The sequence below is a fragment of the Nocardioides sp. JQ2195 genome, assembly GCF_012272695.1.
In the GTDB taxonomy this organism is placed as follows: Bacteria; Actinomycetota; Actinomycetes; order Propionibacteriales; family Nocardioidaceae; genus Nocardioides.
Map to the genome: position 1 here is coordinate 4026088 of NZ_CP050902.1, position 12130 is coordinate 4038217.

11 protein-coding genes are annotated in these 12130 nt (G+C 67.4%); 3 read left to right on the plus strand and 8 right to left on the minus strand.

All coding sequences use genetic code 11. The features are described from left to right. Positions 1-3 precede the first annotated feature (3 nt). The 3 genes from ncot_RS19170 to ncot_RS19180 form a co-directional block, all read right to left on the minus strand. A complete protein-coding gene (locus tag ncot_RS19170) occupies positions 4-216 on the minus strand; it encodes a DUF2945 domain-containing protein (protein ID WP_168619042.1) in 213 nt (70 codons plus the stop codon). Between the two features lie 249 nt (positions 217-465). Then, a complete protein-coding gene (locus tag ncot_RS19545; RefSeq protein ID WP_206065054.1) occupies positions 466-1212 on the minus strand; it encodes a helix-turn-helix domain-containing protein in 747 nt (248 codons plus the stop codon). A 262-nt stretch (positions 1213-1474) separates the two neighbouring features. Continuing rightward, positions 1475-4165, minus strand: coding sequence for a replicative DNA helicase (locus ncot_RS19180; RefSeq protein WP_168619043.1), 2691 nt, complete (start codon positions 4163-4165; stop codon positions 1475-1477). 461 nt (positions 4166-4626) lie between these two features. Between ncot_RS19180 and ncot_RS19185 the strand changes: the two genes are divergently transcribed. Both ncot_RS19185 and ncot_RS19190 read left to right on the plus strand, forming a co-directional pair. Continuing rightward, positions 4627-5964 carry an MATE family efflux transporter gene (locus tag ncot_RS19185; protein WP_240937983.1) on the plus strand — a complete coding sequence of 446 codons (1338 nt, stop codon included), beginning with the start codon at positions 4627-4629 and terminating at the stop codon, positions 5962-5964. 179 nt (positions 5965-6143) lie between these two features. After that, entirely contained in the window at positions 6144-6704 is a 561-nt protein-coding gene (locus ncot_RS19190; protein WP_168619044.1) for a hypothetical protein, read from the plus strand. A gap of 628 nt (positions 6705-7332) precedes the next feature. On the opposite strand, the gene rplI is transcribed toward ncot_RS19190, so the two are convergent. From rplI to rpsF, 4 genes are all read right to left on the minus strand, one after another. Further along, positions 7333-7779 (minus strand): 50S ribosomal protein L9, encoded by a 447-nt coding sequence (gene rplI / locus ncot_RS19200; RefSeq protein ID WP_168619046.1) that lies wholly within the window; start codon positions 7777-7779, stop codon positions 7333-7335. Between the two features lie 16 nt (positions 7780-7795). Continuing rightward, positions 7796-8032 (minus strand): 30S ribosomal protein S18, encoded by a 237-nt coding sequence (gene rpsR / locus ncot_RS19205; protein ID WP_057322350.1) that lies wholly within the window; start codon positions 8030-8032, stop codon positions 7796-7798. Positions 8033-8142: 110 nt separating this feature from the next. Further along, positions 8143-8694 carry a single-stranded DNA-binding protein gene (locus ncot_RS19210; RefSeq protein WP_168619047.1) on the minus strand — a complete coding sequence of 184 codons (552 nt, stop codon included), beginning with the start codon at positions 8692-8694 and terminating at the stop codon, positions 8143-8145. A 147-nt stretch (positions 8695-8841) separates the two neighbouring features. Next, positions 8842-9132, minus strand: a complete 291-nt coding sequence (gene rpsF / locus ncot_RS19215) for a 30S ribosomal protein S6 (RefSeq protein WP_168619048.1) — start codon at positions 9130-9132, stop codon at positions 8842-8844. Between the two features lie 220 nt (positions 9133-9352). Here rpsF and ncot_RS19220 point away from each other — a divergent pair, with 220 nt between their 5' ends. After that, entirely contained in the window at positions 9353-10672 is a 1320-nt protein-coding gene (locus tag ncot_RS19220; RefSeq protein ID WP_168619049.1) for a serine/threonine-protein kinase, read from the plus strand. Positions 10673-10828: 156 nt separating this feature from the next. Here ncot_RS19220 and ncot_RS19225 read toward each other — a convergent pair whose 3' ends face one another. After that, a complete protein-coding gene (locus ncot_RS19225) occupies positions 10829-12082 on the minus strand; it encodes a hypothetical protein (RefSeq protein WP_168619050.1) in 1254 nt (417 codons plus the stop codon). Positions 12083-12130: the final 48 nt, after the last annotated feature.

The following is a 12130-nucleotide window of genomic DNA, read 5'->3' on the forward strand; positions in this document are numbered from 1 at the left end:
CGGTCAGTCGATCTTCTCCAGGGCGTCGCCCTTGTGCATCGCGACATGGTCGGTCTTGTCGCTCTTGATCTCGTACTGAGGGTCGTCCGGCGAGCAACGTCTCGTATGACCCTTGTATTCGGTGTCGCTGGTGTGCTTCTTCGTGATGACACCGGAGACGTTGCCGGCCTCGGAATTCCAGCGGACGTGGTCGCCGACGGCGAAGTCCTTGCTCATGAGGGTTCCTCTCATCGGGTTCGGGATTCCACCCTCCCTCAGGCTATGCCGGCGCCGCCACGTAGGCGGGGCTGTTCACCGCCCTACCGCACGCCCCACCGCCCGGACACGCGGGCCCGGCGTCCAACGTGGGCCAAGAGGGTATGGCAGGACGCGAGACGATCAGGCATCCTCCAACGTGTCGATCGGTCAGCGAAGCGCTTCAACACGTACGCCCTGGTGACAGGCTGCATCCGTGCGCGACTGGCGTCAGTCCGTCAACCCAAGAACCCCAAGGAGGGCCGGTATGCGGCGCTCCAGCGCGGCGAACACGAGGCGATCGTCGACCTTGTCGTAGTGATGGGCAATGAGGTTACGCATCCGCGCCAGGGCTACCCAATCGACCGAGCCGTGGGCGTCTTTGAAGTCGCTGGGCAGCTTCTCGGCCACCGTGGCCACTTGGATGAGGATGTGGCGACCGCTGTTGCGAAGCACCCGGCCCTGTGGACTGTCGGCGAGGTAGGAGTCGAGGCCCAGCCCCACGGTGTAGGCGACAGCCTCAGTCAGCCCGTGCCCGGTGACAGCCCCCTGCACTCGCGCGTCAACCAAATCGACGTTGAAGGTGAGCAGGAGTTCCAGCTCGTGCTCCAGGCTCAGCAGGTCGACGATGTCGTGCGCATCGGAGAACTCCACCATCAAGTCGATGTCGGAGTCGCTGTGATCATCTCCGCGGGCCACCGATCCGAAGACCCGAGGCTCGGGCAGGCCGGCGCGTTCGAACAGCTCCCGGACCTGCTGACGCCGCGCTGCCAAGGCCACCGACGGGCGTGTGGTCAGCGCCCGTTCCAAGCGGGCACGTGCCTGGGGCGAGGGATGGCGCCGTCCCGACTCGATGGCTGCGATCAGCGGTTGCTTGACACCTGATCGCTCGGCAAGATCTCGCTGCGACAACCCCAGGATCGCGCGACGCGCCCGCATGAAACTCGCGTAGTCGCCCCGCACGTCATCACTCACCATGATCCAATGGTCACTCAGCGTGTTATCGCGATCCAGTGTGATGACAGCCCTGTGCTCGCCTCGGCGCCAAGCGACGCCAAGTCCTCGCCCACCTCGTCTCCCTGACCCAGTCGATCGGCAGCGAGGTGATCACGCCGTACGGCTCACGACTGGACCTGCTGGCAATCGACGCCGATGGCAATTTCAATCTGTTGGAGCTCAAGCGCGACAAGACCCGCGCGAGGTCGTCGCCCAAGTGCTCGACTATGGCTCGACAGCAGTGTCAGTGAGCCATATCGACGAAGCGGCTGTAGTGGCCCTGGAACGCAACCGTGATGTCACGGGTCTGACCGTTACGGTGCTTGGCCACGATCAGGTCCGCTTCACCCGGGCGAGTGGATTCCTTTTCGTAGACATCCTCGCGGTGCAGCAGGATGACCATGTCCGCATCCTGCTCAAGGCTGTTGTGCAGCGCGATCCCTTCGGCCACGAAGTTGTGTACGCCGAGCACGGTGGCGTCGTACACGGGCTGCTCGCCAAGTGACTTGATGGAAGCGATCGAGTCCCAGTAGACGTCGTTGGTCGCGAGCACTTCGAGGTCTGCGTCGTCCAGGATCCCGGCCACCTTGGAGAGTCGCTCCCGACTGGGTGCGTGCTTCCACATCGTCGATCCGCAGAACTGGGTGCCCATGGCCGACGCGAACTCACGGTGAGTCACCTGCTGTTCGGTCAGGAGTTCCCGGACTCTCCCCCACACCTCCACAGGAACTGTGTCGAGGTTGGTGTTGGAGCGAACGTCACGCAGCTTCTCGGCCAAGGCATCGGCCTTCGCACCTCGCAATCCATGGACGCCGATCTCGTCGCAGAATCGGAGCTGGTTCTCCGCGCCGTACACGAAGAGGTGCCAGCCGTCCCGATATCCAGGCTTGCGCACCCGCTTCACCCGCGTGAAGACGTTGAACCGGCCCAGGAGACGTGCGAGGTCGTCGACCAGTCGGCGGCTGGTGGATGCGTAGTAGACACGTCCCAGATTGTTCTTCGCGTCGTAGCCGATGGAGCCATCGGTCGCCCAGATGTGGCGCAGGAAGAGACCGACCTGCTCCTTCGGCAGACTGAAGACCCACTCCGGGACGAACTTCTCATGGCTGCGCAGACCGAAGAGCGCATCCTCGTCGAGCCAAGCTGCAATCGGATTGCGGCGTCCCCGGGCAAGTCGATAGGGAGCAGGGAGGCGCAGCGTGGTCACGCGCGCAGTTTCGTAGTCATCACGGATCGGCGTGATGCCGAAGCGCCGAGACGCCGCGTCGCCCACGGCCTTGAGATTCGCCTCGTCGATGCTGGCGTAGCGGATCGGCTGGCGCTTCACGAACGAGCCGTCACCGAGCATGTGGGCAAGCAGCACGATCTCGTCCTCGTCGCGAGGGGTGATCTGCAGCGGCGGCGGCACGTGACGAATCGCACCGACCCGCGCTCCCGGAGCCAACTCGCCGAGCGGCATCCACCCGTCGTACGTCAGGAGTGGGTGATTGGCGGTGGCCTTGACCGTGCGCCCGGAGGCGAGGGTGAGCTCGAAGACTTCCTTGGTGCCGCTCGGGAACGCGTGGGTCATCGTGCGCGGCACGAGCTTGAGGCGGTCGTCGAGTGCCCAGACTGGGATGTCCTTGGCGTCCGACTCCATCAGCTCACCGATGGTGACCTCCGCGTTGGTGTCGGCGCGCATGATGCGGGTGTCAGCCGTGACGCACCCCGACTCCCGAAGGTCGGACATCATCGGGCGCTTGTCGGTGCGCTGCTCGGGACCACGGTTGAGCTGCGACAACGCGATGATCGGGAGCTCGAGCTCCTTGGCCAGGAGCTTGATCTGACGCGAGAACTCCGAGACCTCGAGCTGGCGGGACTCGACCTTCTTGCCCGAGCTCATCAGCTGCATGTAGTCGATCACGATCAGGCGCAGGTCGTGGTTCTGCTTGAGCCGCCGCGCCTTCGAGCGGATCTCCATCATCGTCATGTTCGGCGAGTCGTCGATGAACATCGGCGCCGAGGAGACCTCGCCCATCTTGCGCGCCAGCTTCGCCCAGTCGTCGTCGGTCATGTTGCCGTTGCGGATGTGGTTGAGCGGCACCTTCGCCTCGGCCGAGAGCAGGCGCATGGTGATCTCGGAGCGGCCCATCTCGAGGCTGAAGAAGACGCTGGCAAGGCCGTTGTGGATCGACGCCGCGCGACACAGGTCGAGAGCGAGGGTGCTCTTGCCCATGGCAGGACGCGCCGCGATGATGATCATCTGACCCTTGTGCAGACCGTTGGTCAGGTCGTCGAAGTCGGCGAACCCGGTGGGCACGCCATAGATGCCCTCCTCACGGTTTCCGATCGCCTCGATCTCGTCGAGGACACCTTCCATGATGTCGACCAGGGGCGCGTAGTCCTCCGACGAACGCTTGTCGGTGATCTTGTAGACCTCGGCCTGGGCGTTGTCGACCATGTGGTCGACCTGGCCCTCGCCGGCGTACCCCATCTGCACGATCTTGGTGCCGGCGTCGACCATGCGACGCAGGATCGCCTTCTCGCGGACGATCTCGGCGTAGTAACCCGCGTTGGCTGCGATCGGCACGTTGGCCGAGAGCGTGTGGAGGTAGGGTGCCCCGCCGATGCGTTGCAGCTCGCCCCGGCGCTGCAGCTCCGCAGCGACGGTGACCGGGTCGGCCGGCTCGCCGCGACCGAAGAGGTCGATGATCGCGTCGTGGATGATCTCGTGCGCCGGACGGTAGAAGTCGGTGCCTCGCATCACCTCGCTGACGTCGGCGATCGCGTCCTTGGAGAGCAGCATCGAGCCGAGCACGCTCTGCTCGGCGGCGTTGTCCTGCGGAGGGGTGCGGTCGTTGGGTCCCCGCGGCGCCTCGCCCGGCTCGTACGACGAGGGGCCATCGCCCCATTCCGGCTCCGGAGGCAGGTCATTCTGGTGATCAGTCATGCTCATCGCTCACGCTCCCCTTCCGGCCGATTCTGGGCTGGCCAGCACGCTAGATGTGACCACCGACAAGGGGCCCTGAAAGTTGCGGACGTGTGACCGTACGTCGGAAAACTCGGCAAGTGAAAGTGGGTTATCCACAGGGGCTGGGGATAACCCACGACTCGCCGTGGACGACACGCCCCGACTTGTGCACAGCCTGGGGAGGCACCTGTGGATTCACGTGAAACCACGCGTCACACATGCCGCCTGACCTGCACAAACGCCTCTCCCACGCTGTGGAGGAAAACTTGTGGGCAACTTTCTTGTTCACCTTCCAGTCACCGGACAGCCGCATGTAACTTTGTCGACATGGCGCCCTGGCGCTTCGACTACCCACAGATACGCACCAGTTACACACAGGCACCACCACTCCCCATCAGGTCATGACCAGAAGCACCGGTGCCTCTTACGGCCGCTAGGGTGTGCGGGTGAGTGCCGACGCCCCCGAGACCCGTGCCCCCAAGGGCGTGGACCGGGAGATCCTGCACCTCGCGGTGCCGGCGTTCCTCGCCCTGATCGCGGAACCGATGTTCCTGCTCGCGGACGCCGCCATCATCGGTCACCTGGGAACCTCCGAGCTGGCCGGTCTCGGCATCGCCGGAGCGGTGATGCAGACCGCGGTCGGCCTGTGCGTCTTCCTCGCCTACGGCACCACCGCATCGGTGGCCCGACAGATCGGTGCCGGGAACCTGCGTGCCGCGATCAGCCAGGGCATCGACGGCATCTGGCTGGCCGTCATCATCGGCGTGGTCACCACGGTCGTCGGCATGTGGAGCACTCCGTGGCTGGTCACGCTCTTCGGCGCCGACGGCACCGTCACCGACCAGGCCAGCGACTACCTGCGCATCGCCTTCCTCGGCACGACGCCGTTGCTCGTCATGCTCGCCGCGACCGGCGTACTCCGCGGCATGCTCGACACGCGCACCCCACTGGTCGCGGCGGTGATCGGCAACCTGCTGAACGTCATCCTCAACTTCGCCTTCGTCTACGGCGCGGGCCCGGTGCCCGCGCTCGGCCTGCGCGGGTCCGCGCTCGGGTCCGTGATCGCGCAGGTGCTGACCGCGCTGATCCTCCTGGTCGTCGTGGTGCGCGGCGCCCGTCGCGAAGGCGCGACGCTGAGCCCTGACCTCCCCGGCATCCGCACCGCGGCCCATGCCGGAATCGCCCTCGTCGTGCGCACCCTCACCCTGCGCGCCGCCCTGCTGGTCACGACGTACGCCGCCGTGCAGGCCGGTGGCGAGACCCCGATCGCCACCCACCAGCTGGCGATGACGATCTGGGGGTTCCTGACCTTCGTCCTCGACGCCGTCGCCATCGCTGCCCAAGCACTGACCGGGCGCTACCTCGGCGCGAGTGATGCCACGGGGACCCGAGACATCACCCGGCGGATGGTCCAGTGGGGGCTCGCCTCCGGGGTGGTCACCGGGCTGGGTCTGGCCGCGCTCAGCCCGGTGCTGGGCCACCTCTTCACCAACGACCGCGACGTCATCCAGCAGCTGGTCCCCGTGCTGCTGATCGCGGCTCTCGCCCAACCGATCGCCGGCTATGTCTTCGTGCTCGACGGTGTGCTCATCGGTGCAGGGGACGGCACCTACCTCGCCTGGGGAGGGCTCGCCGTCCTCATCGTCTACACGCCGTTCGCCCTGCTCGCCGACGACCTGACCTGGCTCTGGGTGGCGTTCGGCTTCGGCTTCATGCTCGGCCGGGCCGTCGTCCTCGGCCTGCGCGCGCGCAGTGACGCGTGGATGCGCCTCGGCGCCGGCTGACCCGTCGCTCGGTTCGGCTCACCGCTCCGCGGATGGGCGCCACCCGGTCCCCGTACGGCGGCACTTGTGCGGTGCTGTGGTCACTTCGCAGGTGACCGATCGCTCGCGAAGTGACATGGACACCGCGTTACTCGCAGGGGTGGGGGCCGAGAGAAGACCCGACGGATAGGGTTCGGCGCGTGAGCGACCAGTCGGCGGAGCGCAGCCGCCCCGAGCGCAACGGGATGACCCCCCTGCAGAAGATGGCCATGGGCCTCGTCATCGTCGCGATCGACACCCTCGGCACCGTCGACATCCTCCCCGACTTCATCGGCTGGGCCATGGTCATCTGGGGGCTGGTCTCGATCCGCCTTCCCGAACGCACCACCCTGCTCACGTCGGCGGCAGTCTGCGCGGTTGTCGCGCTGGCGGTCTGGTTCCCACAGGCCAAGGATCATCTCCAGGACGCCGAGCTCGCCTTGAAGTGGGCGGTCTCGTTGCCGGACCTGCTGTTCATCTTCCTGGCCTCGCGCTCGCTGGCCACCGCCGCCAAGGAGGACCCGGACCCCAAGTTCGCCGGACGGTTCGGCGTGATCATGTGGGCCACCTGCATCGTCGCGGCCATGCCACCCGTCGCCGACGCAGCGAAGAACGACGTGCTGCTCGGCTATGCCGACGTGGCGTTCGTGCTGCTGTGGATCTGGTTCATCTGGAACCTCTTCGCGGCCCACGCCAAGCCGTACGTCGCCGCCCGCGACTGAACAGCCACCCTCGCCGCCCCCCTGCCCGTGCCCCGCAACGTCATCCTGGCCGCGCCCCGCAACGTCATACGAACTGGCTGCCCGAGCGACCCGCACGTATGACGCACGGGGCCCACCCACCACAACGTCATACAACGCAGCAGCGCGAGCAACCGCAACGCATGACGCACCGGGCCCACCCACCACAACGTCATACAACGCAGCAGCGCGAGCAACCGCAACGCATGACGCACCAGGCCCACCCACCGCAACGTCATACAAAGCAGCAGCGCGAGCGACCGCAACGCATGACGCACGGGGGCCACCCACCGCAACGTCATACAAAGCAGCAGCGCGAGCGACCGCAACGCATGACGCACGGGGGCCACCCAGCGCAACGTCATACGAACTGGCTGCCTGAGCGACCCGCACGTATGACGCACCGGGGCCCCCCAGCGCAACGTCATACAAAGCGGCTGCCCGAGCGACCCGCACGTATGACGCACCAGGCCCACCCACGGCGCCGAGCACGGCGGCCACCCCACCGGGCCGGGCACGGCGGCGGCGCATGCGAAGGTCGCAGAGAATGCGGAACGGCCCGCCACCCCGAGGGGCAGCGGGCCGAACCGGTGGAACGTGTGGAGCTGGGTCAGCCGGCGACGACGTTGAGCGCCACCGTGGCGGAGACACCCTCGTAGAGCTTCACCGAAACGGTGTGCGCACCGAGCGACTTGATCGGGTTGGTGACCACGATCGTGCGCTTGTCCACGCTCTCACCGGAGGTCGCGGACAGGGCGTCAGCGATCTCGGCGACGGTGACGGCACCGAAGAGACGGCCACCTTCACCAGCACGGACAGCAACCTGCACGGGCGAGGCCTCGAGCTTGGTCTTGACCTCCGCGGCGTGGTCCTGGTCGCGCACGGCACGCGACGAGCGCGCAGCCTTGATCGAGTCGATCGTCTTCTGGCCACCGCGGGTCCAGCGGACACCGTGGCCACGCGGGATGAGGTAGTTGCGGCCGTAGCCGTCCTTGACCTCAACCACGTCGCCGGGGGCGCCGAGGCCGTCAACTTCCTGAGTCAGGATGAGCTTCATGTTCGCAAATCCTCTCTCAGCGACCGGTGGACGTGTAGGGCAGCAGGGCGAGCTCGCGGGCGTTCTTGACCGCAATCGCAACGTCGCGCTGGTGCTGCACGCAGTTGCCGGTCACCCGACGGGCGCGGATCTTGCCGCGGTCCGAGATGAACTTGCGGAGCAGGGTGGTGTCCTTGTAGTCGACACCGGTCGCCTTCTCCTTGCAGAACTGGCAAACCTTCTTCTTGGGCTTGCGAATCACTGCCTTTGCCATTGTGGTGCTCCTTTCGAGCCCGGCTCACGCCGGAATGGGTACTGGCTGATGAACTTGTTGTGGTGCTGGTGGTCTGAGCGACCGTGGCCCCTGCGGGCCGGGAGCCTTCCTCAGAAGGGAGGCTCTTCGGATGACACACCGGGAGCGGCCCACGGGTCCGAGGGACCCGAGTTGCCGGACGGACCCTGCGACTGCCCCTGGGCCGGCGTGGCCCACGGGTCGTTGGCCGGAGCGCTCTGCTGAGCACCCTGGTTGTAGCCGCCGCCCTGGTTGTAGCCACCGCCACCGCCGCCACCGCGGGATGCCTTGGTGACCTTGGCCGTGGCGTACTTCAGGCTGGGACCGACCTCTTCGACGTCGATCTCGAAGACCGTGCGCTTCTCACCCTCGCGGGTTTCGTAGGTGCGGGCCTTCAGGCGACCCTGGACGACGACACGCATGCCGCGCTGCAGGGACTCGGCAACGTTCTCCGCGGCCTGTCGCCAGACAGAGCAGCTCAGGAACAGCGCGTCGCCGTCCTTCCACTCGTTGCTCTGCTTGTCGAAGGTGCGCGGCGTCGACGCGATCCGGAAGTTCGCCACGGCCGCACCCGACGGGGTGAAGCGCAGCTCCGGGTCGTCAACGAGATTGCCAACCACCGTGATTACGGTCTCGCCTGCCATCTCAGGTCTCCTCTGGATTCAATCGAGTGTGTCGAGGTCCATGGTGTACGTCGGCACCGACACTGTGAAGAGTTGTCCACAGCGGGTTTCGAGACGGCCGCAGAGCGACCTCCTCAACCACCGATGCCGTTGCCGGCGTACGCCGGATCACGCCTTGGCGGCGCGCAGGACCTTGGTGCGAAGAATCGACTCGTTCAGCGAGAGCTGGCGGTCGAACTCCTTGACCGTGGCCGGCTCGGCCTGCAGCGAGATGAGGGCGTAGATGCCTTCGGCGTTCTTCTTGACCTCGTAGGCGAGGCGGCGACGTCCCCAGACGTCGACGGACTCGACGGAGCCGCCATCCTTGCGGATCACGTTGAGGTACTTGTCGAGGGACGGTTCGATCGTCCGCTCTTCGAGGTTCGGGTCGAGGATGACCATCACTTCATATGCACGCATAGCGGTCTCCACCTCCTCTGGACTCAGCGGCCACGGTCTCTCCGTGGCAGGAGGGCTCTGCGAATGTTCTCGGGATGTACCGCTCGGGGGCACAGGGCCACGAGGACAGTGCAGGTTATCAGCGCAGCGCGGATCCGGGGTAATCCGTCGACGTCCACCCCGCACGCGCCGGTCGCCGGAGCACGAGTAGACCGTCACGAAGTGGGTAGGGTGTGCCCCGATGACTTCGATGGGGAACACGCCGCTCGCCGGCCGCTACGTGCTGATCGACCAGATCGGCGCCGGCGGCATGGGCTCCGTGTGGCGCGCCTGGGACCTGAAGAGCCAGACCTTCGTGGCCGCCAAGCTCCTCGGCCAGCACGACAGTGGCATGCTGCTGCGCTTCGTGCGCGAGCAGTCGGTGCGCATCCGCCACCCCCACGTGGTCGCCCCGAGCGGCTGGGCCGCCGAGGACAACCTGGTCATCTTCACCATGGACCTGGTCAAGGGCGGATCGATCCACACCCTGCTCGGTGACCACGGCAGGCTGCCCGAGAGCTACACCGCGGTCGTGCTCGACCAGACTCTCCAGGCGCTCGAGGCCGTGCACGCGGCCGGCGTGGTGCACCGCGACGTCAAGCCGGCCAACCTGCTGCTCGAGCCGACCGGCACCCGTCGTCCCCACGTGCGTCTCGGCGACTTCGGCGTCGCCGCGCTCATCGACGAGGTGCGCCTCACCCGCTTCCCCGGCGCCATCGGCACCGACGGCTACATGGCACCGGAGCAGGCCCACGGGGCGGCGCCGGAGCCGCAGCAGGACCTCTACGCACTCGGCGTGGTCGGCATCCAGATGCTCACCGGCCTCAGTCCGCGTCACCAGAAGGGTGCTCCCGACGGCCCCTACCGGGAGTTCCTCGAGGCGCTCACCCAGGAGGACTCCGAGAAGCGTCCGGCGACAGCGTCCGAGGCGCTGCAGCTGCTGCGCTCGGCCGGCGTGCCCCCCGGTACGCCGTGGCAGAGCGACTCCGAGCCCCCCGAGGTGTTCAACCAGCTCGTCGACGTGGCGCCGCCGCCCCCGTCGTACTACCCGTCCTACACCACGGGCAACGCGATGGGGGCCAGCTTCGCCACGCCCACGCCGTTCCCCCAGCAGTCCTCCCCCTTCGGGCCACCCGGACCGCAGTCGGGCGCCCACTCAGGCGCACGGCCGGACAGCTCCGGCGCCCACGGTGGGGCTCACAGCGGCGCCCACAGCGGGGGCCCTCGCAGCCGACCCAACAGCTACGCCGGCCCGGCCCACCCCGGCCCGGCACATTCCGGCCCGGCGCACCCCGGACCGGCCCACTCCGGAGCAGGATCGAGCGCACCCGCCAGCTCCGGGCACGGTTCAGCGGGCCGGGCGGCGTTCGTCGGCCCGGCGGCCACCGGTGGGACCTACCCGGCGACCATGGCCTCGTCGTCCTCGTCGAGCAGCACCAGTCCCGCGTTGATCGTCGCGATCATCTGCTTCGTGGCTGCGATCGCGATGGCCGGCAGCGCGCTGTGGCTGATGCTCGCCTGATCACCGCCGCCCGGATCACCGCCGCCTGACCACCGCCGCCTGATCACCGCCGCCCGGATCACTGGCGCCGCAGCAGCACGATCCCCACGACGGTCAGCACCGCGGCGGCGACGACCAGCGCCCAGACCAGGCCCCACGACTCGGTTGCCCACACGGTCATGCGCGACTCCTCCTGTGCTTGCCGAGCGCCACGAAGCCTGCCGCAGCCATCACCGCGGAGCCACCGAAGAGTCCCCCGACTGCTCCCCACGACGTGGTGTCAGCCGACGAGGACGAGTCGGACGCCTTCGTCTCGCTCTCCTCGTCAGCCGGCTCCTCCCCGTTCAGGTCCGGGATCGGCTCCGGGTCCTGGGAGTACGGCGAGCGCGGCGGCTTGTCGGTGATCACCTTGACACCGACCGTGATGTCGGCGCCGTTCTTCGGGTTGGCCTTGTCGTCCACGTTGTTCTTGTTCATCCGCAGGAGCACGTAGTAGTTGCCGGGGAAGGCCGCCTTGATCCCGCTCTCCTCACGGTTGCGCCAGGTGATCGACGGGGACACCGCGCCGGCACCCTCGGGACCGCTGTAGGCGAGGTTGAGGTCGGTGAAGTCCGGCGCCTCGACGTCCTTCCCGGCGAAGTGGTCGCCCCAGTAGGACGTCGCGCCGATCGGCGTGATGAGGACGGGCTCGATCGGGACGCTCTGCTCGGTGCGTACGCCGTCGTAGGTCAGGTGGACCTGCATGTGCTGGTTCCAGTCGAGCGGCACCTTGAACAGCGCCGTCCTGCCCGGGTCGACGTGCACGTCCCACCTGCCGCCGGCCAGCTCGGGCGCGGAGGCGAAGTCGGTGCCGAGCTCGACCGTTCCCTTCGCCGGCGGGGCCTTGGCGGACCACTTCGAGGTGATCGCCGGTGGCGGGAGGATCGAGCGGTCGGTGACCGGGGGCTCCTCCCAGACGACCAGCTGCGCCTCTGCGCCGGAGAGATCACCCTCGAGCGGTCCGTTGTGCACGAAGGTGACCTGGTCGCTCTTGCGACAGGCCGCGGAACCGAAGCCACCGCCACCGAGGAATTCGTGGAAGTAGTAGGTGGCCTCCACCGACCAACCCGTGCCGCAGCTCTGGCCCGACTCGTCGGTCGTGGGCCTGACGAAGTAGCTGGTCTCGACCGGCTCGGGGCTGAGCAGGGTCTCGCCGAGCCAGATCGTGGAGTTGTCGATGGTGCGCTCGACGCTCAGGTAGCCCTCCGCGTTGCTCGCCGGCGGGACGAACGGGTGCAGCCCGGGCTCCACCACGGTGGTCGTGTCGTAGGAGTCCCCGAGCACGATCGGCTTCTCGTCAGCCGAGGATTCGTGGGCAGCAGCCGGCGCGAGCAGGCACGCGGCGGCCAGGCCGGCACCGAGGGGCACGGCGAGCCGTCGTGAACGCGTCATGGCCCCCACTTTTCCACATCGCCAGCCGAAGCCCCGACATCCTGTCCA